The following is a 26,770-nucleotide window of genomic DNA, read 5'->3' on the forward strand; positions in this document are numbered from 1 at the left end:
CCGTGATCACTTCGGATTCCATCGTTCGAGCCCTTCCGTTCGATGCGTCGGTATGCGAGCATGGTCGGCACCCGCGCCCGATGCGGTCCGGCGCGCCCGCGGTCCGACCGGGCGACCATCGACACCCGACGGAGGAACCCCCGTGTCCGAACTCCTGCGCAACTTCATCGGCGGCGCGTACGTCGACGCCCGCGGCGAGGAAGCACTCGACCTCGTCGACCCCGCGACCGAGGAGGTCTACGCGCGAGCCCCGATCTCCACCGTGGCGGACATCGACGCCGCCTACTCCGCCGCTGCCTCGGCGTTCGAGCAGTGGGGCGAGACGACGCCCGCCGAGCGCCAGCTGGCGCTCTTCCGGATCGCGGACGCGATGGAGGAGCGCGCAGAGGAGTTCGCCGACCTCGAGTCGCAGGACACCGGCAAGCCGCGCGCGAGCCTCGTGGCCGACGAGATCCTCCAGTCGGTGGATCAACTCCGGTTCTTCGCCGGCGCCGCCCGGAACCTCGAGGGACGCTCGGCCGGGGAGTACCTCGCCGACCACACGTCGTTCGTCCGACGTGAGCCGATCGGCGTCATCGGCCAGGTCGCGCCGTGGAACTACCCGCTGAACATGGCCGTCTGGAAGGTCGCCCCGGCGATCGCCGCCGGCAACACCGTGGTCCTGAAGCCCTCGGACACGACCCCGCTCGCGACGCTGAAGCTCGCCGAGGTCGCCGCCGAGTTCCTTCCCGAGGGCGTCCTCAACGTCGTCACCGGAGACCGGGGCACCGGCGCCGCCCTGCTGCAGCACGCGACCCCGGAGATGGTGGCCATCACCGGCTCCGTGCGCGCGGGCATGGAGGTCGCGCGAGCCGCGGCATCCGACCTCAAGCGCGTCCACCTCGAGCTCGGCGGGAAGGCGCCCGCGATCGTGTTCGACGACGTCGACCTCGAGACCGCGGCCGACGGCATCGTCTCGGCCGCGTACTTCAACGCCGGACAGGACTGCACGGCGGCGACCCGCGTGCTCGTGCACGAGTCGGTGCACGACGAGCTCGTCGCCATCCTCGTCGACCGGGCGCGCACCAACGCCCGCACGGGTGGACCCCGTGAGGCCGGCGTCTTCTACGGCCCGCTGAACAACCCGACGCAGCTCGCGAACGTCTCGGGGTTCATCGACCGACTGCCCGACCACGCCGAGCTCGCCACGGGAGGTCGCCGCCAGGGCGACCGCGGCTACTTCTGGGAGGCGACCGTCGTCACCGGGCTCCGCCAGGACGACGAGGCCGTGCAGCGCGAGATATTCGGCCCCGTGCTCACCGTGCAGTCCTTCCGCGAGGAGCGTGAGGCGCTCGCCATGGCGAACGGCGTCGACTACGCCCTCGCCGCGTCGGTGTGGACCCGCGACCACGGCCGCGCGATGCGGTTCGCCAAGCACCTCGACTTCGGCTGCGTGTGGATCAACACGCACATCCCGTTCGTCTCCGACATGCCGCACGGCGGATTCAAGCACTCCGGCTACGGCAAGGACCTCTCGCAGTACGGCTTCGAGGACTACACGCGCCTGAAGCACGTGATGAGCCACCTCGGCTGATCGCGCCGGGCAGTGCCAGACTGGAGCACATGGTCGATGGTGCGGTGCGCCGCCGGGACGAACCCGGAGCCCCCGAATGGGACGTCGTGGTCGGCGCGCGCTTCATCGCGGCGATCCTCGCGCCGGCCCACGACCGGGTGCTGACCCGACTCGCCGAATCGGCGGCCGGTGAGGACCTCCAACTCGAACACCTCGTGGCCGGGATCCCCATGGGCGCGTCCGGCGTCGAGCACTTCGCGCTCGTCTGGTGGCCGGTCTCCGGCGACCCGATCACCGCCGTCGTGCGCGGCGACGCCGTCATCGACCTGGCCTCGCCTGGGGGTGCGCGGCGACTCGACTCGCGGGGGATCACGCCCTGGCACCTCGCGGAGTTCACGGCCGTGACGCGGCTCCGCATCGCCGGCGCGGACTCGCGCCTCGACGAGGTGCGGCTGGCCGGCCTCCGAGGGACGCCCGTGGACGCCGGGCGTGCCGCGTTCCGCGCGGCGGCGGTCGAATGGTCGTGGCGCGACGTGCCCGTCCGGCCGGACTCCGAGGCCCTGGATCCCGACGGCGACACCAGGTCGGCGCGCCCGTCGCGAGCGGGGCGCGACCGGCGTTCGCCGACCTCCGGGCTCCCGACGGCCCCGATGGCGGTCGTCGACGATCGCACGATCCGCTACCTGCGCGGCGACGCCGCCGACGCCGACACCGTGCTCACCGCTGCGGCGCGGGCGCAGATCGCCGCCGCCCGCGAGGCCGACGAGCGGGCGGATGCCGCGGCATCCGCCCGAGCACCCGGAGCGGGCGACGGCGCCTCGCCGGGCACGCCGGCCGGGGCTGGCGGATCGGGTGCTCTCGACGAGGCGGCGTCGACGCCGCGATACCGGATCGTCGGGGGCGAGATCGGCGACGTGTCCGTCCCCGTGCTCATCGGCCGCATGCCCAGTCCGCCGCGGGTGACGAACGGGCCGGTCGCGCTCGTGCGCGTCCACTCGCCGGGCGGCGTCGTCTCGGCGACGCACCTCGAGCTCAGGATGGAGGGCGGCCGCCTCATCGCAGCCGACCTCCGGTCGACGAACGGCACGGTCGTGCGGACCGCCACCGGCCGGCGGCGGCTCCGCTCCGGCGAGTCGCTGGTCGTGACGCCGGGCACGAGCCTGCAGCTCGGAGGGGATACCATCGTCGAGATCCTCCCCGCGCTCGGGAGCGTCGACGCATGACCACGAACGGACTGTGGGGGACCGGGTGACGCAGATCGGCAACGGCAACAGCCGCCACACGGTCGCGTTGCCCGACGGCACCGAGGTGACGCTCGCGTGGGCGGCCGCGACCGACACGGGCCTGCGGCGCGCGGTGAACGAGGACAGCTTCGTGGCGCAGGCGCCGCTCTTCGCCGTCGCGGACGGCATGGGCGGGCACGCGGCGGGCGACTTCGCCAGCGCGGCGGTCGTCACGCGGCTCGCCGAGCACGGCGGCAAGCCCGCGGTCGGCACGACCGACATCGACGGCGCGCTGAAGCTGGCCGTGCGCGACATGGGCCGCGGCGCCGGCGTGACCGACGAGGGCAGCGGGACGACGGTGACCGGTGTCGCGCTCGCCGTGATCGGCGACGAGCCGGCGTGGATCGTCTTCAACATCGGCGACTCCCGCGTGTACCGGCTCGTGGGCGGCGTGCTCGAGCAGCTCACGGTCGACCACTCGATCGTGCAGGAGCTGGTCGACGCCGGGCAGATCACGCGTGACGAGGCGGACACCCACCCGCACTCGAACGTGATCACGCGGGCGGTGGGATTCCACGAGGCGCCGATCCCCGACTACCGGGCGATCCCGCTCGAGGAGGGCATGCGCGTCCTCGTGTGCTCCGACGGCCTGACGAAGGAACTCACCTCATACGGCATCCGCCACTTCCTCATCTCCGGCCGCTCGCCCGAACAGGCGGTCCGGCAACTCGTCGAGGCGGCCGTGGGCAACGGGGGCCGCGACAACGTCACGGTCGTCGTCGTCGACGTGCTGCGCGTCGTCCGCCCCTCCACATCCGCCGACGCGGGCTGATCGGGCGGCCGACGCCGACCCTAGAATCAGGGTGATGCCCGTGCCGCCCGCCGGCGCGCACCGGACCCATCGCATCCGAGCCGCTGGGAGGATCGTGTCGAGGCGACTGCCGTCCACTCCGCCCACGCTGCCCGGGTTCTCGTTCATCCGCGTGCTCGGCTCGGGCGGCTTCGCCGACGTCTTCCTCTACGAGCAGAACATGCCGCGGCGACTCGTCGCCGTGAAGGTGCTCCTCGCCGAGGTCGTCAACGACGAGGTGCGGCAGATGTTCCAGGCCGAGGCCAACCTGATGGCGCAGCTGTCGAGCCATCCGTCGATCCTCACGGTGTACCAGGCGAGCGTCGCCGCCGACGGCCGCCCCTACCTCGTGATGGAGTACTGCTCCGCCACGCTCGGCCAGCGCTACCGTGCCGTGCAGCTCCCGCTCGCCGAGGTCCTCTCGATCGGAGTCCGGATCGCGAGCGCCGTCGAGACCGCGCACCGCCAGGGCGTGCTGCACCGGGACATCAAGCCCTCGAACATCCTGACCACCGCGTACGGACACCCCGTGCTCGCCGACTTCGGCATCGCGGCGACCCTCGGACAGGCGGAGGCGAGCGACGCGGTCGGGCTCTCCGTCCCGTGGTCGGCGCCCGAGGTGCTCCTCGAGGAGGTCGCCGGCACCGTCGCGAGCGAGGTGTGGTCGCTCGGTGCGACCGTGTACTCGCTGCTCGCCGGACGCAGTCCGTTCGAGGTCCCCGGCGGCGACAACGGCACCGTGGCGCTCGTCGGACGCATCGAGAAGGCGAAGGTCCCGCCCACGGGCCGCCCCGACGTGCCGCGCAGCCTCGAGGTCGTCCTCGCGCGCGCCATGTCCAAGCGGCCGGCGGACCGGCAGGCCGGGGCGCTCGAGTTCATCCGCGACCTTCAGGCGGTCGAGGAGGAGCTGGCCCTCCCGCAGACTCCGCTCGAGGTCGCCATGGACGACTGGGCCCTCGCGACGGCCGTCGACCTCGACGAGCGGACCCGCATCGGCGCGGGCACGAGCGTCGGGACCGGGTCGGCGCGGTCACGTCGACGCCGTGCCGCGGGATCCGCCCGGCCGGCGTCGCGCACGGTCGACTCGCGCTCCCGGGGATCTCTGTCCGGGCGCGGGCGCAGCACGCCTCCGCCCACCGGACGACTCATCCTCGGCGTCGCGATCGCGGCCGCCGTGTTCATCGGCCTCGTCGTCGCGGGCCTGCTCACCGTCGCCGGGACCGCTGGGAACATCCCCGTCGTGGCCGACGTCCGGGCGCGCACCGACGGTGCGTCGGTGGAGTTCTCGTGGGACGACCCGGGACTGCGCCAGGGCGACGCCTACATCGTCACGGTCGGCGGCGAGACGTCCGCTCCTCAGCGCACGGCCCAGTACGCGCTCAGCCTCGAGGAGCCGGGCACGATCTGCGCGACGGTGAGCGTCTGGCGCGACGGCCAGACCGGTGAACCGAGCGTCGAACGCTGCGCCGAGGTCGACGAGGTGCCGCGATGAACGTGCGGGACGTGTGGTCGCGGCGCCGCTCGGCGCTCGTGACCGGCGCCTCCGTCGTTGCGGTGGTCGCCCTGGTGACCGGGATCGCCGTGGCATCCGGCGGGTACACCGCCCAGCGGGTCGACCTCGGCGACGCCTCGGTGTGGGTCGCCAACGACGAGCTGCAGACCGTGGGGCGCGCCAACACCGCGGTCCACGAGCTCAACGCGATGGTCGACACCGGGGGGACCAGGCCCGAGGTGGTGCAGCGCGGCGCGACCGTGCTCGTGCTCGACCGCGACCGCGCCAGCGTCGCCGTCGTCGACCCGACCACGTCGTCGGTGACCGACACCGTCGCGGTGCCCGGCGACGCCGAACTCGCGCTCGCCGGCGACCTCGTCGTGATCACGGCCGGGGGCGATCTCTGGGTGACCAAGCTCGAGGAGTTCGGCGCGTTCGTCGCCGACACCGACCCGGCGGCGTCGTTCGGTGCGGGAACCGCGATCTCCGTCGACGAGGCCGGCCGTATCCTCGCGTTCACCCCGAGCACGGGCCTGGTGTCGCGCCTGTCCGCCGCGGAGCCCGATCGGACCGAGGCGACCTGGCAGCTCGAGCCGCTCGAGGAGGAGGCGACCGCGCAGATCACCTCGGTCGGCGGACGATGGGTCGTGCTCGACGAGGGCGGTGGGCTGATCCGGTTCGAGGGCGGCGAGCCCTCAGTGCTCCCCGGGGTGGACGTCGCGAGCGACGACCCGGTGCTGCAGCGACCGCAGCTCGCCGGTGACGCCGTGCTCGTCGCGACGCGACGTGGGCTGATCGAGATCCCGTTCGACGGCTCGACGGCACGGCGCCTCGTGGAGGGGCGGAGCGGGCAACCCGCCGCGCCCGTGTCCCACGACGGATGCCGCCACGCGGCGTGGGGCGACGGCACCGCCTGGCGCGCGTGCGGGGCGGGCCCGGCGGACCCCCTGCTCCCGCTCGCCGGACCCGACGGTGCGCTCGCCCTGGACTTCCGCGACAACGGCGACGTCCTCGTGCTGAACGACCGCGTGAGCGGTGCGAGCTGGGCGGCATCCACCGACTACGGCCTAATCGACAACTGGGACGACCTCCTCGCCGTCGAGCGCGACGACGAGGAGGTCGAGCAGAACGACCCCGACGCGAAGCCCACGATCGAGAAGGCGCAGGTGCCGCCCGTCGCCGTCGACGACGAGTTCGGTGCACGGCCGGGCCGCTCCACGCTGCTCCCCGTCCTCCTCGACGACTACGACGCCAACGGCGACGTCCTCGTCGTGTCGTCCGTCGACGGCGAACTGCCCGAGGGTGCAACCCTCGACCTCGTCGCGAATCGTCAGCAGGTGCAGCTGACGCTCGGCGAGGACGCCTCGGGGACGTTCGAGTTCGGCTACACCATCGACGACGGCCGAGGCGGCAGCGCTCGCGCCGTCGTGACGGTCACGGTCCGGCCGCAGGAGGAGAACGAGGCGCCGCTCCAGGTGCGCGAGACGCGCGCCGTCGTCGAGAAGGGCGGCCGGGTCACGACCGCGGTGCTCGGCGAGTGGGTCGATCCCGACGGCGATCCGGTGTTCCTCCGTCGGGCGGGCGTCGACGAGCCGGACCGGGTGTCGTCCACCGCCGACGGCGTCGTGGTGTTCGACGAGCGGGGCGAGGGCCCGTCGCGCACCGTGTCGCTCGTGGTCTCCGACGGGCGCGACGACGGCGTCGGCGCGATGCGCGTGGAGGTCCGCGCCGCAGGCGAGGCCGAGCTCGTCGCCGAGTCCTTCGTCGCGCTCGCGACCGCCGGCGAGGAGATCGAACTCGAGCCGCTCCGGCACGTGCGCGGCGGGGCGGGGATGCCTCGCCTGACGGCCGTGCCGTCCAAGCCCGCGGCGGTGATCACCCCCGACTTCGACGCCGGGACGTTCCGCTTCCGGACGGACGAGGTGCGCACGCACTACCTCGAGTACACCGTGACGGACGAGGGCCGGACGGCCACCGGGCTCGTCCGCGTCGAGGTCTCGGCACCGCCGGAGCGCGACACGACGCCGATCACGGTGCCCCACACGGCGTTCCTGCGACCCGGGCAGCCGATGGAGGTCGACGTCCTCGCGACCGACATCGATCCCACCGGCGGCCTGCTCATCATCACGGGCCTCGGCGCGGAGACCGCGGACGGCGGCGTGCGCATCGAGGTGATCGAGCATCGGGTGCTGCGCGTCACGCTCACCCAGCCGCTCGCGACGGGGTCGACCACGTTCGGCTACCGGGTGAGCAACGGCCTGGCGGATGCGGAGGGCACGGTCACCGTCGTCGAGGTCCCGGACCCCGACCAGTTCCAGCCGCCCGTCGCCGTGCCGGACACGGCATCGGCGCGCACGGGCGACGTGATCGACATCCCGGTGCTCGACAACGACGAGCATCCGGACGGGGACCGGCTCGTGCTGGCCGCCGACCTCGTCGAGCAGCCCGAGGAGGGTCTCCTGTTCACCTCGGGGCAGCGCCTGCGCTACTACGCCCCGGACCGCCCGGGCGAGTTCGAGGCGGTCTACCGCGTGGAGGGACCCGACGGGCAGTTCGGCACGGCGACGGTGCGCATCACCGTGCGGGAGGCCGAACCCGAGACCAACACCGCGCCCGTGCCCCGAACCGCCACCGCGCGGGTCCTCTCGGGCGGCACCGCGCGCATCCCGATCCCGCTCGGCGGCATCGATCCCGACGGGGACTCCGTGCAGCTCATCGGGCAGGAATCCAACCCGGAGCTCGGCACGGTCGTCGACCTGGGGGCGGACTGGCTCGAGTACCAGGCGGGCGACTACTCGGCGGGCACCGACACGTTCGCCTACGCGGTCGTGGACGCCCTCGGAGCACGCGCCTCGGGCACCGTGCGCGTCGGCGTCGCGCCCGGGCTCGAGGGGGCGCGCCATCCGGTGGCCATCGAGGACGAGATCACCGTGCGTCCCGGACGGACGGTCGCGGTGCGCGTGCTCGAGAACGACACGGACCCCGACGGCTCGGCACTGCGCCTGACCGGCGTCGAGGCGACCACGGCGGCGACGGCCGTCGCCGTCGACGACGACGTCGTGATCCTCGACGTCCCGGACGTCGCCGGCGAGTACGGCGCGATCTACACGATCGAGAACGAGCGCCAGGCGACCGCGTCGAGCTACCTCCGGGTCGTCGCGGACCCGGACGCCCCGCTCACCCGGCCCGAGGCGGCCGATGTGGTCCTGAGTCTCACCGACGTGCTCGATCGCGACGAGGTCGAGGTCGAGGTGCTCGAGGACGTCTTCATCGCCGACGCGGATGCCGCCGACGCCGACGTCGCGCTCGAACCCGGGTACTCCGAGGGCGCCCGCGTGTCGGGCGGGACGGTGCGCATCGAGGTGCAGGACCAGCGGCGCATCGTGCCCTACTCGGTCGCCCACCCGGACGATCCCGACCTGCGCGCGTACGCGTTCATCTGGGTGCCCGGTCGCGACGACGCGCTCCCGCAGCTGCGCCGGGACGCGCCGGAGGTCGTCGTGACCACGGGCGAGGAGATCGAGCTCGACCTCGAGGACTACGTGGTCGCGGCCTCCGGTCGACCGGTGCGGCTGACCGATTCGGCCACCGTGCGCGCGTCGCACGCGGACGACGACGACCTCGTCGTCGATGCCGACACCGTGCGCTTCCGGAGCGAGGAGGGGTACTTCGGACCCGCCTCCATCTCGTTCACGGTGACCGACGGCGAATCGGCCGACGATCCGGAGGGGCGCACGGGCACGATCGTGATCCCGATCGAGGTGCGGCCCGAGGACGGGCAGCCTCCCGCGTTCACCGGCGGTGTGATCGACTTCGAGCCCGGCCAGGAGAAGCCGATCGACCTCGTGCGGCTGACGAACTCGCCCGACGGGGACGAGGAACTCGAGTACCGCGTCGTGGGTGACGTGCCCGACGGGTTCGCGATCGCGCTCGACGGTGCGGAACTCCGGGTTCGCGCCGAGGAGGGCACCCCGCAGGGCACGCGGTCCTGGATCACCGTGGGTGTCGCGGCCGGAGGCGTCGAGGGCACGCCGGGCCGGATCGAGCTCCGCGTCGTGCCGTCCACGCGCCCCATCGCCCAGCCCGCCCCGGACGTCGCCGTGGCGCCGCGCGGCCTCACGACCTCGGTCGACGTGCTCGACAACGACGCGGCCGGCAACCCGTTCCCCGGGACGCCGCTCCGGGTCCTGCGCGTCCGCGGCCTCGGCGCCGACAACCTGCCCACGGGCGTCACCGTCGTGCCCAGCGAGGACCGGTCCCGGCTGTCGGTCACGGTCGCCGCGGGCGCCGAGCCGGTGAACACCACGCTGCAGTACCAGGTCGCCGACGCGACGAACGACTCCAGCCGTTACGCCTGGGGGACCGTGACGATCTCCGTTCAGGACCGTCCGGACCCGGTCACCGACGCGCGCCTCACGGCGTTCCGGGACGGCGAACTGGATGTCGCCTTCGGCGCTGGGGCCGCCAACAACTCGCCGATCGAGGGGTATCGCATCAGCCTGCTCGATCCGGACGGACGCGAGGAGCTCGCCGCATCGGAATGCGCGGCCACGACCTGCACCGTTCCGACGCTCGGCAACGGGCCGGGTGCCGCGGTCGTCGTCCGGATCCAGGCCCGCAACGGGATCGGCCTCGGCGAACCGGTCGAGCTCGCCGAACCCGTGTGGTCCGACGTGATCCCGGCCGCGCCCGCCGGCCTGCGCGCGGCTCCGCTCGACGGTCGCCTCCGCGTCGAATGGCAGCCCGTGCCGACGGGGTCCGGCAGCCCGGTCACGAGGTACGTCGTCTGGGTCGCCGGTTCGCCGACCGAGGTGGACGCCGGGCGCGCCTGCACCGCCTCGCTGTGCTCGCTCCCGTCGCAGGAACTCGCCAACGGCAGTTCGGTGACGGTGACCGTCAGCGCCCGCAACGGAGCGCTCCCCGCCCTCGCAGCGTGGACCGAGGCGAGCACGACCGGGACGCCGTTCGGCGTGCCGGTCGCCGGCTCCATCTCGGTCGCCGCCGATTCCGCGGCCGGCACCGTCGTCGTCTCCTGGTCGCCGTTCGGCGGCAACGGCGACGCCATCGGCGGGTACTTCGTCCAGCGGCTCGTCGAGGGCGAGACCGCCGTGCCCGGCGGCGCGCAGGCCTGCACGGTGACGCGCCCGGCGCCCGGCTCGGTCGTGGCGCCCGCCGTCGGCGGCAGCGTCGCCGAGATGGTCGGCGTCGGCCCGGGTGCGGCGAGCGTGGAGTTCACCGGGACGAACGTCGAGGCCGCACGCTACGGCTTCGTCGTCTGGGGCTGGAACCGTGCCGGGTGCGTCGCCACCGAGGTCGCCTCGACCGTCGTGCGGCCGGCGCCCGGGGCGATCACGGGCGTCGCGAGCGGGATGGCCTGGCTGAACGCCGAGACGTGGGACCGCTACATCGACGACGTCGACGGGAACCCCCGGCGGTTCCAGATCGTGGCCGTGGACGCGAACGGCGCACACGTCGGTTCGCCCAGGGACTTCTCGGGTTCGGGATGGCTGCGCCAACTCCTCAATCGACCCTTCGGCCAGACGGCGCGCTTCCAGGTGCGATCGTGCTCGGTGTGGGGCACCTGCGGCCCCTGGTCGCAGACGTTCCCGGCCGAGGAGTCGCCCACGCTCACCTTCGCGCTGCCAGGGCGCGCGTACGACGAGGCGACCGGCACCTGGAGCTGGACGGCCGCGCCGGCCAACAACGGGCTTCCTGCTGCGTACCGCTGCGGCGCCGACGGCGACCGCGTCGGCAGGCAGGCCCAGTCCGCGACCTCCTGCCGGGTCGACGGCGCGAAACCGGGCGAGCGGGTCTGGTTGGATGTTGAGGTCGCGGGCGTGACCGCGAGGTTCGAGTCCCGATGAAGCCCACCGAGGAGCACCGATGACGATGACGCCCGAGGACGCGAACCGGTTCGCGTCGAACCTCGACCGGCTGGTCGGCGCGGTCGAGGAGATCCTGCTCGGCAAGAATCGCGTGATCCGCCTCGCGTTCACGGCGCTGCTCAGCGAGGGCCACCTGCTTCTCGAGGACGTCCCGGGCACGGGCAAGACCTCGCTCGCCCGCGCGATGGCGCAGTCGGTCGCCGGCACCAGCAACCGCGTCCAGTTCACGCCCGACCTGCTTCCGGGCGACATCACCGGCGTGTCGGTGTACGACCAGCGCACCGGCGCGTTCGAGTTCCATCCGGGGCCGGTCTTCGCCAACATCGTCCTCGCCGACGAGATCAACCGCGCCAGCCCGAAGACCCAGTCCGCGCTCCTCGAGGTGATGGAGGAGGGACAGGTCACGGTCGACGGGCAGACGCATCGCGTCGACCAGCCGTTCATGGTCATCGCCACGCAGAACCCCGTCGAGCAGGCCGGCACGTACCGGCTGCCCGAAGCGCAGCTCGACCGGTTCCTCCTGCGGACCTCCATCGGCTACCCCGACCACGCATCGACGATCCGGATCCTCGAGGGGACCGACCAGCGCGCCCACGACCACCGGGTCGAGGCGCGCCTCGACGCGTCCGAGATCGTCGAGATGGCCGCGATGGCGCGCACGGTGTACGTCGATCCCACGATCAACGACTACGTGTCGCGGCTGGTGGACGCGACCCGGAGCGCCACCGAGGTGCGGCTCGGCGTGAGCGTGCGCGGCGCGCTCGCGCTCGTTCGGGCTGCGAAGACGCACGCGGCCGGGCGCGGCAGGCACTACGTGGTGCCCGACGACGTCAAGGCGCTCGCCGAGCCCGTGCTCGCCCACCGGCTGATCCTCGACCCCGAGGCCGAGTTCGACGGCGTCACGGCGTCGAACATGATCGCGCAGGTGCTCATCGAGACGCCGCCGCCCTCTGCGAGGCAGGCCGGGTGACCTTCGAGACCCGCTCGACGATTCCGGAGGAGGCCGCGAAGCAGGGCCTGCTCGCGGTGTCGATCGCGCGCGTCGTCGTGGCGGTGCGCACCGCGGTGTCCGTCGTCGAGCGGTGGACCCGTGCGGCGCGCGGCGTCGTGACCCCGCTGGGCTGGAGCGTGCTCGCAGCGGCCGTCGTCGCGCTGGTCGTCGCGTACGTGTACGGATGGCTCGAGCTCGCCGTCGTCGGCTGGGGCCTGGTGTTCCTCCTGGCCGTCGCGTCCGCCTGGCTCGCCGGCCGGGGCGCCGGGCAGATCGATCTCGCCCTCCCGATTCCGCGGGTGGCCGTCGGCGAGTCGGCCGAGGCGCATCTCGTGGCCCGCAATCCGGGGCGACGGCGGTTCACCGGGGCCCGGCTCGAACTGCCCGTCGGCCGTCGCGTGATCTCCCGGATCGTGCCTCCGCTCCCGCGGGGCGGGACGTTCGACGAGCGCGTCGACATCCCCACCGAGCGCCGCGGCATCGTGCCCGTGGGCCCGGCGCGCACGGTGCGCGCCGACCCGGTCGGGCTCATGCGTCGCGAGATCGTCTGGTCCGACGTGCGGATGCTGCACGTGCACCCCCGCACGATCGCGGTGTCGGCGCTCAGCACGGGCTACCTGCGCGACCTCGAGGGCTCGCCGACGCGCGACCTCACGTCGAGCGACATCGCCTTCCATGCGCTGCGCGAGTACCAGCCGGGCGACGACCGGCGGTACATCCACTGGCGCAGCTCGGCCAAGACCGGCACCTTCATGGTGCGGCAGTTCGAGGAGACCCGGCGGAGCCGGCTGATGGTGATGCTGGACCTCGCCGCCGACGCGTACGAGGACGAGGACGACTTCGAGCTCGCCGTCAGCGTCGCCGCGTCGATCGGCGCCCGCGCCATCCGCGATGCACGGAGCCTCGCCTTCGTGGTCTCCGGTCACGAACGGCAGCGGACGTCGACGGAGGCCCGGCGCGGCCTCGGGGCGTTGCGCGAACTGCCGACGGCCTCGCGCGATCGGCTCCTCGACGCGCTGTGCGTCGTCGCGGTCGACGAACGCGCGGCCACGCTGGCCGACACGGCGCGCGCGGCAGCCGAGTCGATCGCCGGGGTGTCGCTGGCGTTCGTCGTCACCGGTGGACGTCGCGGCGTCGCCGACCTCCGCCAGGCCGCCTCGCGACTGCCCCTCGGGATCGAGGCGGTCGCGGTGCGCTGCACGACCGAGGGCGAGGCGAACGCCCGCTCGGTCGGCGGCCTCTCGGTGTACGGCGTCGGCTACCTGGAGGACCTCACGGCCCTGCTCGCGAGAACGGCCTCGGTCGCATGAGCGCGCCGTCGACGCAGCGCGGGACGGGCCGTCCGGCCTGGATGCGTCCGCGGCCTCGACTCGCTGGCTCGGCGCTCGTCTCCGCCGCCATCAGCACGGTGCTGCTCGTCGTGGTCTCGGCCGCGGCGATGATCCCGTGGTGGCCGGTCTACGAGAGCGGCGCGTTCGTCGTCGCGGCCGCCGCGTCGATCCTCGCCGGGGCGGCGATCGGGCTCGCCGGCGCGATCCTCGGCTGGGCGTCCTGGGCGGTCGCGACCGCGATCGTCGCGACGTACCTCGTGCTCGGCGTGCCGGTCGCGGTCCCGACCGCCGCCTACGCGACCTTCCTGCCGACCGCGGAGGGCCTCGTCGAACTCGTCGCGGCGACTGCGTTGTCGTGGAAGCAGCTCGTGACGATCTCCGTCCCCGTCGGGTCCTACCAGGCGCTCCTCGTCCCCCCGTTCCTGCTCGGGCTGGTCGCGACCGCGACGTCGGTGACGATCGCGCTCCGCACGCGGTGGCCGTCCGCCGCACTCCTGCCGCCGGCCGTGCTGCTCGTCGCCGGGATCGTGCTCGGCGTGGTGCACGACGACGTCGCGTTCGAGGCGGGCGTCGCATTCCTCATCGCCTCGGTCGCCTGGCTCGTGCGCATCGCCGTCGCGAGGCGGCGGGTCACCGTGCTGGAGCGCCCGGTCGAGTCGGTGCTCGGGGACATCCGCCGGATCGTCGGAGCGACCCTGGTGGTGGCCGTGGCCCTCGTCGGCGCGACGGCGGCCACGCTCGTCGTGCCCCCGGGCACGCGCGACGTGCTTCGCGCCGAACTCCGCCCGCCGTTCGAACCGAGCGACTACGACAGCCCGCTCGCGGCCTTCCGAGCCGCGTTCGCCCCGGAGGTCGCCGACGAGGAGATGCTCACGGTGACGGGCCTGCCCGCCGGGGTCGGGCTCCGGGTCGCGACGCTCGACACGTACGACGGCGTCGTCTACTCGGTCGGCGGGAGCGATCGGTCCGCGGCATCCGGCCAGTTCACCCGGCTGCCGTACCGGCTCGACCAGTCCGGGACGCCCGGCGAGCCGGTGACCCTGCAGGTCACGGTGTCGGGCTACCACGACGTGTGGCTGCCGGGCGTCGGCCGCCTGGAGCAGATCGGGTTCATCGGGTCGACGGCGGGGGCGCTCGAGGACGGCTTCACCTACAACGACGTGACGGGAACGGCGGCCGTGCGCTCGGGCCTGCGCGACGGTGATGCGTACCGGGCGGAATCGGTCGCGTGGGTGGAGCCGGTCGACCTCGCCGCGCTCCGACCGGGCGGCGCCATCCTGCCCGATTCGCCCGATCCGCCCGACGCCCTCGTGCGCCTGCTCGACCGTTGGACGCGCTCGTCCGACGAGCCCGGCGTCCGCCTGGCCGCGGTCATCCAGGGGTTCCAGCGCGAGGGGTACGTGAGCCACGGCGGCGAGGACGAGGCGCCGAGCCGATCCGGGCACTCGCTCGACCGGATCAGCGAGCTCGCCATCGCGAAGCCCATGGTCGGCGACGGCGAGCAGTACGCCGTGGCGGCCGCGCTCCTCGCCCGGGAGATCGGCTTCCCCGCGCGGGTGGTCGTCGGTTACCTGCCGGCGGGCGATGACGACGACGACGGCCCGCCCTCCGCCGCGCGGGTCATGCGCGGTGCCGACCTGCAGGTCTGGGTCGAGGTGCAGGCCGACGACGGCGCCTGGATCCAGGTCGACCCGAACCCGGAGATCCGGCCGATCCCGGAGCGTCAGCCCGACGAACCGACGGTGGTCTCCCGCCCGCAGTCGGCCCTGCCGCCCCCCGAGGACCCGACTCCGGTCGACGACCTCGCTTCGGAACCGGATTCCGGTTCGGAGGACGCCGACGAGGGGAGCGTCTGGCTCGAGGCGCTGCTCGCCGTGCTCCGAGTCGCGGGCATCGTGCTCGCCGCGCTCGCACTCCTCGCCAGCCCGTTCCTGGCCATCCTCGCGGCGAAGGCGCGGCGCCGGAGGTTGCGCCGCCGCGCGCCCACCCCGGTCGAGCGGATCGAGGGCGGCTGGGCGGAGTTCGCCGACCAGGCGGCCGACTACGGCTACCCGATGACCCCGACCGCGACGCGGGCCGAGCAGGCCGCCGTGGTGGGGGGACTGGGACCGGCCGTGCTCGCCTCGGTCGTCGATCGCGCCGTCTTCGGCCCCGACGGTCCCGGTGACGGCGACGATGATCGGGTCTGGTCGGCGGTCGACGAGCTGCAGCGCCGGATGGACGAACCGAGGCCGTGGCGAGAGCGTGCGCGCGCCCGGATCTCGCTCGGCTCGCTCGGCGGGTACGCTGGCACCCGGAAGGGAGCCGGGACGTGAACTGCCGGATCTGCGGTGCGACGTTGCCCGACGGGGCGATGTTCTGCGGCGAGTGCGGAAGCTCGACGTCGGCGACGCCCGAGTCCCGGCGACCGCTCGACCCGCGGCCGGGCGACACCTACGTCATCCATCGCTCCGACTCCGGCGTGCTGAGCGTCCCGATCACCGGGGCGGCGCCGGTCGTGGAGACCGAGTCCGCGCCGGAACCGGAACCCGCGACCCCTCCCGGCGTCGGCGAGGCGGCGCCATCCGCCCGCTTCGTGCTCACCTTCACGACGGGCGAGGTCGTCTCGGTGCGGGGCACCGGGCTCGTCGGGCGCCGGCCGCTCGCGGAACCCGGTGAGTCCTTCGATCACCTCGTGCAGATCGTCGACCGAGGGCTCTCGGTCTCCAAGACGCACCTCGAGTTCGGCGAACACGACGGCGGCCTCTGGGTCGCGGATCGCTTCTCGGCGAACGGCACGGTCGTCCGCCGCCCCGGCGAGACCGGCGTGCGCTGCGAGCCGGGTCGCCGCGTCCTCGTGCCGCGGGGCAGCCGGGTCGAGATCGGCGAACAGGCCTTCACGGTCGCCTGAGACCCGCGCGACCCGTCCTGCACGTCGGGCCGGAACCGGGGCGCCCGCACACGGTCCGCCCGCCGGCGTGACGGCGCCGACGGCGCGTGCTGGGCTTCCCACATGACGGATGCCGCTGCGACGACCCTGGAGCGCCTCCCCGGGCTGCGCCTCCCACCGGCACCGCCGGAACCCCCGCGGGCCGCGTTCCCCTGGATCGCCTCCGCGGCACCCGTCGCCGGGGCGATCGCGATCTGGGCGCTCACCGGCTCGGTGCTCTCGCTCGCCTTCGCGGCCCTCGGTCCGCTCGTCGCGGTCGCTGCGGTGCTCGACGCGCGCCGGACCGCTCGCCGCGCACGCCGCGAGGCGCGCCGGGATCGCGACGAGCACCTGGCGCGGCTGGCGTCCGAGGTCGACCGCCGGCATGCGCTCGAGCGCGCGGCCGCGTGGCGTGCCACGCCCTCGGCGGCCGCGCTCGCGGTCACTGCCGCGCCGGCCTGGCTGCCGGGCCTGCCGGAGCTCGTGGTGATCGGCACGGGCGCGGTCCCGAGCGGTGTGACGATCGAGGGCGATGCGGGCGACGACCCGGACGCGGAGGCGGTCGTCGCGGCCGCCTCCCGGCTCGACGGGGCACCGGTGCGGGTGGCGATCGGCGGCGGGATCGGGTTCGTCGGCGCGCCCGCGCTCGCGCGGGCCGTCGCGCGCACCGCGATCCTGCAGTGCGCCGCTGCGGCGCACCCGGCGTCCGCGCGCATCGACGGTCCCGGCGGCGCGGCGTGGGAGTGGCTCGGTGCGCTGCCGCATGGCGCGACCGGGCCGGGGGCCGGCGTCCTCCGCCTGGTCGACGCGATCCGAAGTCCGGGCGACACCGGCGACGAAGCGGCGAGCATGGGGGACGACGGGTCGATGCCCCCCGCGGTCGTGTTCGCGATCGCCACGGATCACGGCGCGCTTCCGCCCGGCATCCGGACGATCGTCGAGGTGTCGGCGCCGCGCGCCGCGCTCGTGCGGCGGCACGGGGACGAAGCCGCCGCCGTCCGGCCGGAACTCGTCTCGGAGGCCGAAGCCGGCGCCTCGGCGGCGCGGCTCGCCCGCCTCGCTCGGCGGATCGGGCTCGGCGCGGGGGCTGCCGGCATCCCCGAGGCGGTCGCGCTCTCCGATCTCCTCGCGGCGGAGTCCGGGCCGGCCGACCGGTCGACGCTCGCCGTCGCGGTCGGCGGCGGTCGCGGCGGGCCGGTCGAGATCGACCTCGTCGCCGGCCCGCACGCGCTCGTCGCCGGGACGTCAGGCAGCGGGAAGAGCGAGCTGCTGGTGGCGTGGATCACCGCGCTCGCGGCGCGATACCCGCCCGACCGGGTGGCCTTCCTGCTGGTCGACTTCAAGGGCGGGGCCGCGTTCGAGCCCGTTCGCCGTCTCCCGCACGTCGCCGGGCTCGTGACCGACCTCGACGAGGAGGAGGCCGAGCGCGCGGTCGCGAGCATCCGGGCGGAGCTCCGGCATCGTGAGCGCGTGCTCGCGGCCGCCGGGGCGCGGCGGATCGCCGATCTCGCAGACAGCGTCGTGCTTCCGCGTCTGGTGGTCGTCGTCGACGAGTTCCAGGCGATGATCGAACGCTTCGCGGGGCTCGGCGCCGTGGTCGCCGACGTTGCCGCCAGGGGGCGCTCGCTCGGGGTGCACCTCGTCCTGGCCGCGCAGCGACCGAACGGGGTGGTCCGCGAGCAGGTCAGCGCCAACTGCGGCATCCGCGTGTCGCTCCGGGTGCTCGATCGTTCCGACAGCATCGCGGTGGTGGGCAGCGACCGAGCGGCCGCCCTCGACGCCCGCCGGCCGGGACGCGCCGTCGTCGATCGTGGGGACGGGCGGGTGGTGGAATTCCAGTCGGCGCTCGCAGGTCGCGAGACGATCGACGCCCTCACGACGCGCCACGCCGCCACCGCGCCGCCGCGACGGCCGTGGCTCGACCCGCTCCCCGAACGGATCGGGCTCGACGGATTGGAGGCGGTGCTCGCGGTCTCCTCGTCGCCCGGCGCCGAGGCGGACTCGGTCTCGGCGGATGACGGCGGCGCCTCGCCGGCCCGTTCCCGGGCAGGGGAGCTACGGCCGGAGCGCACGATCGTGCTCGGCGTCGTCGACGAGCCCGACCACCAGCGCCGCACGGCTGCGCGCTGGAATCCCGAGGTCGACGGAGCACTGCTGGTGCTCGGCGCGTCCGGTTCGGGGCGGACCGCCCTCCTCGAGGCCGTCGCCGCGCAGGTCGCCCGGCGGGACGGACCGAACGCCGTCCTCCGGCTCGACGGCCCGCGCAGCCGTGTGTGGGACGCCCTCACGGCGATCCGCGCCGGAGCCGGCTCGTCCGTGCGGCTGTTCGCCGTGGACGACGTCGACACCCGCTTCGCGGGCTGGCCCGACGACCACCGCCTGGCGGCGATCGCGGCATTGGAGGACATCCTGCGCCTGGGGCGTGACGGGGGACCGGCGGTGGCGCTCTCGGCCGCCCGGTCGTCGGCGATCTCCTCGGCCGTCCGCGATGCGGCGACGACCCTCGTCCTGCTGCGCCATCCGAGTCGTGCCGACCTGGTCCACGCCGGCGGCGACGGTGCGCTTCATCGCGTCGACGGCCCTCCCGGGAGCGGCCAGTGGCGTGGGCGCCGCGCCCAGTTCCTCCACGCCGAGCGCGCGGCATCGGTCGCCGCGCGCCGCGAGGCGCCGCCCTGGCGCATGGGCGCCCGCGGCGTGGTCGCGATCTGCTCCGCCACGGCGGCGGTCGATGCGGATGCGATCGCCCGCCACGCGCCGCACGCGGAGGTCATCCGCCTCGCGGACGGGCCCGACGCGTGGCGGCTCGCGCAGTCCGCGCTCGACCACGGCGCGGATGCCGCGGCGACCGCGGTCGTCGGGGACGCCGACGCGTGGGCCGCCAACTGGAGCCTCGCCGCATCGGCCCGCTCCCGCGCCGAGCTGGTGGTCCACGGCGGAGCGGCCGAGCACCGGGCGCTGGCGCGCGGGACCGGCCTGCCGCCGCTGCTCGACGAGGACCGGGACCAGTGCTGGGTCATCCCGGTCGGCGGCGACGCGGAACGCGCGTCGTGGAGCGGCCCTGAACGACGGATTCCGAGTGTTCCGGACCCCGATGGGCACTGAATCCGTGCGCGATGTTCGCAGAAATTAACGATTCGGACATCATCTGCTGACTTCGCCCACGCAGTGTGTCAGTATCTTCGCACCCCTGCACGCGCATGCATGTCGATTGGAGACCTCGTGAGCAGCCGTCCCCTTCCCCAGGACCCCATCGTCCGCGCCCTCGTGGCGCAGGCCCGCCAGGCGCAGCTGACGCGCCGCGGCCTGCTCGCCGGCGCGGGCGCCGGCGCCTCGGCCCTCGCCCTCGCCGCCTGTTCGACGGGCGGAGGCCAGGCCAGGCCCACGGCCGCCGCCGACGTCTCCGACACCGACAAGACCCTGAACTGGGCGAACTGGGCCGCCTACATCGACGAGGACGACTCCGGCGCCTACCCCACCCTCGTCCGTTTCACCGAGGAGACCGGCATCGAGGTCAACTACGAGGTCGCCGTCGACGACAACAACACGTACTACGGCAAGGTCAAGGACCAGCTCGCGCTCGGCCAGGACATCGGCGCCGACACCGTGTGCCTCACCGACTGGATGGTCTCGCGCTGGATCCGCCTCGGGTACACGCAGGAGCTCGACCACGGGAACATCCCGAACATCGCCAACCTCGCCCCGGCGCTCGCGAACCCGAGCTTCGACGAGGGGCGGGCGCACTCGCTCCCGTGGCAGGGCGGCTTCGCCGGGATCTGCTGGAACACCGAGAAGGTGCCCGGCGGCCTCGAGACCGTCGAGGACCTCTGGAACTCCGAGCTGAAGGGCCGCGTCGGCGTGCTCTCCGAGATGCGCGACACCATGGGCCTCCTGATGCTGCAGAACGGCGTGGACATCTCGAGCCCCGACTGGGGCGACGCCGAGTTCGACGCGGCGATCGAGATCCTCGACGAGCAGGTCGCGAACGGCCAGATCCGCAACATCAAGGGCAACTCGTACCTCGAGGACCTGAAGAGCGAGGACACGCTCGCCGCCATCTGCTGGTCGGGCGACATCACGGTCCTGAACGCGGAGGCGGGCGACAAGTGGCAGTTCGCGATCCCCACCGCGGGCGGCACGCTCTGGAACGACAACTTCCTGATCCCGATCGGCTCGCCGCGCAAGACCAACGCCGAGACGCTCATCAACTACTACTACGAGCCCGAGGTCGCGGCCGAGGTCGCCGCGTGGGTGAACTACATCACGCCGGTCGTCGGGGCGCAGGAGGCCGCGGTCGCGATCGACCCCGAGCTCGCCGAGAACCAGCTGATCTTCCCCAACGAGGAGACGCTCTCGAACGCGTTCATCTTCCGCGCGCTCTCCGGCGCCGAGGAGCAGAAGTACCAGGCGCAGTTCCAGCAGATCCTCCTGGGATCGTGATGGCGATCCGCGAATTCGCCGAGAGCGGCGCCGACCTCGAACTGGTCGGCATCCAGAAGCGATTCCCCGGCTTCACCGCGATCGAGGAGCTCGACCTCACCATCCCGGCCGGGTCGTTCTTCGCCCTGCTCGGACCGTCGGGCTGCGGCAAGACCACCACTCTGCGACTCGTCGCCGGACTCGAGGAGCCGACCGCCGGACGGATCCTCATCGGAGGCACGGACGTCACCGACACGAAGGCGCACCAACGCCCGGTCAACACGGTGTTCCAGAGCTACGCGCTGTTCCCGCACATGTCGATCATCGACAACGTCTCGTTCGGGCTGAAGCGACGGCGGATCGCCGATGCCCAGACCCGCGCGCACGAGGCCCTGAAGCTCGTCGAGCTCGACCATCTCGCACAGCGACGTCCGGCACAGCTCTCGGGCGGGCAGCAGCAGCGCGTCGCGCTCGCGCGCGCGATCGTCAACCGGCCCGCACTGCTCCTGCTGGACGAGCCGCTCGGCGCACTCGACCTCAAGCTGCGCCGCCAGATGCAGCTCGAGCTCAAGACGATCCAGGAGGAGGTCGGGCTGACCTTCCTCCACGTCACGCACGACCAGGAGGAGGCCATGACCATGGCCGACACCGTCGCCGTGATGAACAAGGGCGCGATCGAGCAGATGGGCGCGCCGGAGGAACTCTACGAACTGCCCCGCACGGCGTTCGTGGCGAACTTCCTCGGCAAGTCGAACCTGTTCACGGGCGACGTCGTCGGCACGACCTCGACGGCGATCACCGTCGACGCGGGCGGTCACCGCATCACGGTCCCGACGGCGCGCGCGCAGCGTCACCAGGGCCTCGTCACCGTGGGCGTCCGCCCCGAGAAGGTCACGCTCCACCCGGAACAGCCCGCGGAGGTCGCGAGTCGCACGCTGCTCGGGCCCGGGCGCGTCATCGACGTCTCGTTCGCCGGTGTGAGCACCGAGTACATCGTCGCGGTGCCGGGCGTCGGCACCCTCTCGGTCTTCGCCCAGAACATGACGTTCGGCCCAGTCGCCCACGAGGGCTCGGAGGTGTGGCTCAGCTGGGACGTCGAGCACGGGTTCGGCCTGTCGGACGAGCCCGACGAGTCGTCGCGCTTCCCGGCCGACGCCGACACGCAGTCCATCGCGGTGCAGCGCCGGGAGGCGCTCATCACGGAGCTCGAGGGCAGCTGAGCCATGGCCTTCGCAGCATTCGCGACGGCGGAGGCGCAGCCCCAGGTGACGCGGAGGAAGAGCCCCATCGCGCTCTTCCTCCTCCTGCCAGGCATCCTCTATCTCGTCCTGTTCTTCCTCACACCGCTCATCTCGCTGATCCTGACGTCGCTGCAGGCGCCGAGCGAGTTCGGCGACATCGGCGTGTACGACTACGCATTCAACTGGCAGAACTACGTCGCGGTCGTCCAGGACTACTGGCCGCACATCCTGCGCTCGTTCGGCTACGCCCTGCTGGCGACGGTGTTCGCGCTCCTGTTCAGCTACCCGATCGCGTACTTCATCGGCGTCAAGGCGCGACGCCGGCCGCTTCTGCAGGGCCTGCTGCTCGTGCTCGTGATCGCCCCGTTCTTCATCAGCTTCCTGCTGCGCACGCTCGCGTGGAAGCAGATCCTGTCGGACGAGTCGCTCATCATCACGTCGCTGAAGGCGCTCTCGCTGCTCGCGCCGGACGCGTACTTCGCAGGCACCCCGTTCGCGGTGGTCTTCGGCCTGACGTACAACTTCATCCCCTTCATGACCCTGCCGCTCTACACGACGCTCGAGCGACTGGACACCCGGTACCTCGAGGCCGGCAGCGACCTCTACGCGAACTCGTTCACGGTGTTCCGGAAGGTCACCATCCCGCTCTCGATGCCCGGCATCGTCGCGGGCACGCTGCTGACGTTCATCCCGGCGGCCGGCGACTACGTCAATGCCAGCCGTGACTTCCTCGGGGGTCCGGACACCCAGATGATGGGCAACGTGATCGAGGCGAACTTCCTCGTGCTGCTGAACTACCCGGCGGCGGCGGCGCTCTCGATCATCCTGATGGCGGCGATCCTCGTGCTCGTCGGCGTGTACGTGAAGCGATCCGGAACGGAGGACCTGCTGTGAGCGGCGAAGTCCAGGCGGCGGCAGTCCTCGGCGGCCTCACCGAGAGCGAGGAGCTCGAGGACCGGCGAGGACCGCAGCGGCCGCGGCGGCGGCGGATCGGGCTCGGCGACTGGCTCCTGCCGGTCTACGTGACGCTCGCGTTCATCTTCCTCCTGATCCCGATCGCGTACACCTTCGTGTTCTCGTTCAACGACTCGCTGAAGTCGAACATCTCCTGGCGCGGGTTCACCTTCGACAAGTGGCTGAACGTCTGCAACGTCGAGGGCGGCGCGGTCTGCGAGGCGTTCGCGAACAGCATCGTCATCGGCCTCGTGTCGACGGTGATCGCGACGACGCTCGGCACGATGATCGCCATCGCCCTGGTGCGCTACCGGTTCCGCGCCCGCTCGGCGACCAGCCTGCTGCTGTTCCTGCCGATGGCGACGCCCGAGGTGGTCCTCGGTGCGGGCCTCGCAGCCCAGTTCCTGGCTGTCGGCGTTCCCAAGGACATGCTGACGATCATCCTGGCGCACACGATGTTCTGCATCAGCTTCGTCGTCGTGACGGTCAAGGCGCGTGTTGCGAGCCTCGACCCCGCGCTGGAGGAGGCGGGACGCGACCTGTACGGATCGCCCCGCGAGGTGTTCTGGCGCATCACGTTCCCGTTGCTGACTCCGGGCATCATGGCGGCCGCGCTGCTGTCGTTCGCCCTGAGCTTCGACGACTTCATCATCACCAACTTCAACTCCGGTTCGGTGACGACGTTCCCGAAGTACATCTACATCTCGGCGTCCCGTGGCATCCCCGCGGAGGCCAACGTGATCGCGTCCGCCGTGTTCATCGTCGCGCTCGCGCTCGTGGTCGTCGCGCAGATCTCGCGTGCGGCGCGCGCGAAACGGCTCGCCGCGCAGATGGGCTGAGCGAGGCACGCCCGCGTCGGGGCGGCGACCCGCATGGGTCGCGGCCCCGACGGGGCGTGGGCGGCGCAGACGGCGGCGCCGCCGAGGGCGCGCGGGCTAGACCGTGGCGCGGATGCGTCCGACGACGCGCCCGCCCCCGAGCACGTCGAGCCCGAGCTCGGGCTCGACGGCGTCGACCGCCGAGGCCTCGAGCGCGCCCCCGCCCACGAGCAGCCGTGCGGCGACGATGGCCGACGCCCGCGGCGAGCCGTCGAGCATCTTCAGTGCGACCGTCGTGCCGTCGGGCGCGGTCATCACCTGGACGCCCTCGGCGCCGAACTTCGAGAACACGCCGAGCCGGTCGATCGAGACCGAGTCGGGCCGGCCCGGCCCGGCGATCGCCCAGCCGTTCGTGCGGACCCCATCGGTGAGCGCCGCGGCCTCCCGGAACAGCGCGAACGGCGACGAGGGCGACGACGACGCGATCTTCTGGACGCCGCGGGCGAGGGCGGTGAGCCCGACGGCGTGGACGGGCGCGCCGCAGCCGTCGGTGACGCTGGCGGACGGCCGTGCGCCGGTGAGCCGCTCGAGGACGTCGAGGATGCGCTTCTGCAGCGGATGCTCGGGATCCAGGTAGTCCTCGAGCGGCCACCCGTTCGCGTGGCAGGCGAGCAGCATGGCGGCGTGCTTGCCCGAGCAGTTCATCGTGATCGATTCGGGCCGGGAACCGCCGCGCACGAGCTCGTCGCGGGAGGCGCGGTCGGTCGGGTACTCGGCCGGGCATTGCAGCGCCGAGGCGGGCAGTCCGGCCCGGGCGAGCAGTCCGCGCACGAGCGCGACGTGCTGCGGGGTGCCGCTGTGGCTGGCGGTGGCGATGGCCGCGTCCTCGCCGCGGAGGGTCACGCCGGAGGTCATCACGGCGAGCGCCTGGAACGGCTTCATGCTCGAACGCGGGAGCACCGGCGCGGTGGTGTCGCCGAGCTCGCGCACCACCTCGCCCTCCGGCCCCAGGACCACGGCCGATCCGACGTGACGTGACTCGACGAAGCCGCCGCGTTCGACGACGGCGAGCTGGGCGGCGGCCGATGCCGCGAAGGTCTCGCCCATGGGTCAGCTGAGCGCGGCGAACGCGTCGTCGAGGACGCCGAGCGCGTCCGCGATGAGTTCGTCGGTCATGCGGAGGCTCGGCAGGAAGCGGAGCACGTTGCCCCACGTGCCGGCGCTCAGGAACAGCACGCCCTGCTGGGCGGCGAACGCGACGATCGCGGAGACCGCCGCGGCGTTCGGCGCCTTCGTCGTGTCGGCGGTGCCGGACTCGACGAGCTCGATCGCGATCATCGCGCCCCGCCCGCGGATGTCGCCGATGACGTCGTACTTCGCCCGGAGGCGCTCGAGGCCAGCGGTGAGCGTCGACTCGATGCGACGCGCCTCGTCGAGCAGGCCCTCCTCCTCGATGGCCTCGAAGACCGCGATCGCGGCCGCGCACGCGACGGGGTTGCCGCCGAAGGTGCCGCCGAGGCCGCCGGGGTGCGAGGAGTCCATGATCTCGGCTCGACCGGTCACGGCGGCGAGCGGGAAGCCCGCCGCGATGCCCTTGGCCGTGAGCACGAGGTCGGGGGTCCAGCCGAAGTGCTCTGACGCGTAGTACGCACCGGTGCGCGCCATCCCGGACTGGATCTCGTCGGCGATCATCACGACGCCGTTGGCGGTGCACCACTCCTGCAGCGCGGGCAGGTAGCCGTCGGCGTAGACCATGAACCCGCCCTCGCCCTGGATCGGCTCGACCACGAGACAGGCCAGGTCGGATGCGCCGATGACCTTGTCGAGGTAGCCGATCGTGCGGGCCGCCGCCTCGGGACCGGTCAGCCCGTCGCGGAACGGGTAGGAGCTCGGGGCGTGGTAGACGTCGCCCGCGAGCGGGCCGAAGCCCGTGGCGTACGGCATCGCCTTGTAGTTCATCGCCATGGTGAGGTTCGTGCGCCCGTGGTAGGCGTGGTCGAGCACCGCGACCGCGCGGCGGCCGGTGTGCTTGCGGGCGATCTTCACGCCGTTCTCGACCGCCTCGGCGCCCGAGTTCACGAGCACGGACTTCTTGGGGAAGTCGCCGGGCGTGTGCGCGGCGAGCAGTTCGGCGACACGCACGTACTCCTCGTACGGCGTGATGGTGAAGAGCGTGTGCAGGACGTCGCGCGACTGGGCGACGGCGGCCTCGACGACGCGCGTGGGCGTGTGGCCGGCCGTGGTCACGCCGATGCCGGCGCCGAAGTCGAGGAACCGGTTGCCGTCGACGTCCTCGAGGACCGCGCCGTGCGCGCGCTCGATGTAGACGGGCAGGACGCTCGAGACGCCCGCCGACACGACGGCGTTCCGTCGCGCCTGGAGCTCCTGCGAGCGCGGACCGGGGATGGCGGTGACGATCCGTCGCTCCTGCGGGACGGCGGCCTGCTCGGCCGTCTCGGCGGACGCGGATTCGACGGGGATCCAGGTGTCAGTCATGATCGGACCAGCTTATCCCCGGGTCTCGCGTCGGACGTCGGCGGGTGGGTGCAGGATCGACGACGGCGCGGATCCGGGATGGGGCCGGCACCCGCCGCCTCAGGAGGGAGACACCATGCTCGGGGAGCACCGGTACGCGATCGAGCTCGAATGGCAGGGCGACCGCGGCGAGGGCACGTCCTCGTACCGCTCGTACGGGCGGCAGCACGCCGTGCGCGCGGCCGGCAAGCTGCACGAGATCGCGGGCTCGAGCGACCGGGCCTTCCACGGCGACCGGGAGCGCTGGAACCCTGAGGAACTCGTGCTCGCCGCGTTGAGCGAGTGCCACATGCTCTCCTACCTGCACGTCGCCGTGAACCACGGCGTGGTCGTGGTGGGCTACGAGGATGCCGCGACCGCGATCCTGCGTGAGGACGGCCGCGGCGGCGGGCGTCTCGTCGAGGCCCTGCTCCGGCCGCGGGTCACGGTCGCCGAGCCGTCGATGCGCGAGCTCGCCGAATCGCTGCACCACGAGGCATCCGAGAAGTGCTTCATCGCGGCCTCCGTCGCGTTCCCGGTCCGCCACGAACCGACGACGCTGGTCCGCGGCGCCTGAACCGCCGGACGGGCGCGG

Annotated in this window: 17 protein-coding genes; 15 read left to right on the forward strand and 2 right to left on the reverse strand. The window is 73.1% G+C overall.

Annotated features, from left to right (window positions below; genetic code table 11):
- Positions 1-142 precede the first annotated feature (142 nt).
- The 14 genes from ACULK2_RS06860 to ACULK2_RS06925 all read left to right on the forward strand — a co-directional run bounded on the left by ACULK2_RS06860 (position 143) and on the right by ACULK2_RS06925 (position 23,682).
- A complete protein-coding gene (locus ACULK2_RS06860; protein ID WP_445969274.1) occupies positions 143-1,573 on the forward strand; it encodes an aminobutyraldehyde dehydrogenase in 1,431 nt (476 codons plus the stop codon).
- Positions 1,574-1,602: 29 nt separating this feature from the next.
- Positions 1,603-2,775: an FHA domain-containing protein gene (locus ACULK2_RS06865; protein WP_445969273.1), complete on the forward strand. Its 1,173-nt coding sequence runs from the start codon at positions 1,603-1,605 to the stop codon at positions 2,773-2,775.
- A 25-nt stretch (positions 2,776-2,800) separates the two neighbouring features.
- Positions 2,801-3,607 (forward strand): PP2C family protein-serine/threonine phosphatase, encoded by an 807-nt coding sequence (locus ACULK2_RS06870; protein ID WP_445969272.1) that lies wholly within the window; start codon positions 2,801-2,803, stop codon positions 3,605-3,607.
- A gap of 34 nt (positions 3,608-3,641) precedes the next feature.
- Positions 3,642-5,117, forward strand: a complete 1,476-nt coding sequence (locus ACULK2_RS06875) for a serine/threonine-protein kinase (RefSeq protein ID WP_445969271.1) — start codon at positions 3,642-3,644, stop codon at positions 5,115-5,117.
- Positions 5,114-10,981 (forward strand): Ig-like domain-containing protein, encoded by a 5,868-nt coding sequence (locus ACULK2_RS06880; protein WP_445969270.1) that lies wholly within the window; start codon positions 5,114-5,116, stop codon positions 10,979-10,981. The genes ACULK2_RS06875 and ACULK2_RS06880 overlap by 4 nt, the downstream gene beginning before the upstream one ends.
- 19 nt (positions 10,982-11,000) lie before the next feature.
- The gene (locus ACULK2_RS06885) at positions 11,001-11,972 is read left to right on the forward strand and encodes an AAA family ATPase (RefSeq protein ID WP_445969269.1); all 972 of its coding nucleotides are present in this window, start codon (positions 11,001-11,003) and stop codon (positions 11,970-11,972) included.
- On the forward strand, positions 11,969-13,303 hold the full coding sequence (locus ACULK2_RS06890) for a DUF58 domain-containing protein (protein WP_445969268.1): 1,335 nt from the start codon (positions 11,969-11,971) through the stop codon (positions 13,301-13,303). Before ACULK2_RS06885 ends, ACULK2_RS06890 begins: the two co-directional genes overlap by 4 nt.
- The gene (locus ACULK2_RS06895; protein WP_445969267.1) at positions 13,300-15,639 is read left to right on the forward strand and encodes a transglutaminase TgpA family protein; all 2,340 of its coding nucleotides are present in this window, start codon (positions 13,300-13,302) and stop codon (positions 15,637-15,639) included. The genes ACULK2_RS06890 and ACULK2_RS06895 overlap by 4 nt, the downstream gene beginning before the upstream one ends.
- Positions 15,636-16,214, forward strand: coding sequence for an FHA domain-containing protein (locus tag ACULK2_RS06900; RefSeq protein WP_445969266.1), 579 nt, complete (start codon positions 15,636-15,638; stop codon positions 16,212-16,214). The genes ACULK2_RS06895 and ACULK2_RS06900 overlap by 4 nt, the downstream gene beginning before the upstream one ends.
- Positions 16,215-16,316: 102 nt before the next feature.
- Positions 16,317-19,334: an FtsK/SpoIIIE domain-containing protein gene (locus ACULK2_RS06905; protein WP_445969265.1), complete on the forward strand. Its 3,018-nt coding sequence runs from the start codon at positions 16,317-16,319 to the stop codon at positions 19,332-19,334.
- A 99-nt stretch (positions 19,335-19,433) separates the two neighbouring features.
- Positions 19,434-20,669 carry an ABC transporter substrate-binding protein gene (locus ACULK2_RS06910; RefSeq protein ID WP_445969264.1) on the forward strand — a complete coding sequence of 412 codons (1,236 nt, stop codon included), beginning with the start codon at positions 19,434-19,436 and terminating at the stop codon, positions 20,667-20,669.
- Positions 20,669-21,868 (forward strand): ABC transporter ATP-binding protein, encoded by a 1,200-nt coding sequence (locus tag ACULK2_RS06915; protein WP_445969263.1) that lies wholly within the window; start codon positions 20,669-20,671, stop codon positions 21,866-21,868. The genes ACULK2_RS06910 and ACULK2_RS06915 overlap by 1 nt, the downstream gene beginning before the upstream one ends.
- A 3-nt stretch (positions 21,869-21,871) precedes the next feature.
- Positions 21,872-22,783: an ABC transporter permease gene (locus ACULK2_RS06920; RefSeq protein WP_445969262.1), complete on the forward strand. Its 912-nt coding sequence runs from the start codon at positions 21,872-21,874 to the stop codon at positions 22,781-22,783.
- A gap of 95 nt (positions 22,784-22,878) precedes the next feature.
- Positions 22,879-23,682, forward strand: a complete 804-nt coding sequence (locus ACULK2_RS06925) for an ABC transporter permease (protein WP_445969449.1) — start codon at positions 22,879-22,881, stop codon at positions 23,680-23,682.
- Between the two features lie 96 nt (positions 23,683-23,778).
- Here ACULK2_RS06925 and ACULK2_RS06930 read toward each other — a convergent pair whose 3' ends face one another.
- Complete coding sequence (locus tag ACULK2_RS06930) at positions 23,779-24,768, reverse strand: asparaginase (protein WP_445969261.1); 990 nt, start codon at positions 24,766-24,768, stop codon at positions 23,779-23,781.
- A gap of 3 nt (positions 24,769-24,771) precedes the next feature.
- Positions 24,772-26,157, reverse strand: coding sequence for a 4-aminobutyrate--2-oxoglutarate transaminase (gene gabT, locus ACULK2_RS06935; RefSeq protein WP_445969260.1), 1,386 nt, complete (start codon positions 26,155-26,157; stop codon positions 24,772-24,774).
- 115 nt (positions 26,158-26,272) lie between these two features.
- Between gabT and ACULK2_RS06940 the strand changes: the two genes are divergently transcribed.
- Positions 26,273-26,752 carry an OsmC family protein gene (locus tag ACULK2_RS06940; RefSeq protein ID WP_445969259.1) on the forward strand — a complete coding sequence of 160 codons (480 nt, stop codon included), beginning with the start codon at positions 26,273-26,275 and terminating at the stop codon, positions 26,750-26,752.
- The last annotated feature ends 18 nt before the right edge of the window (positions 26,753-26,770 follow it).

This window comes from Agromyces molybdatiresistens, assembly GCF_052748445.2.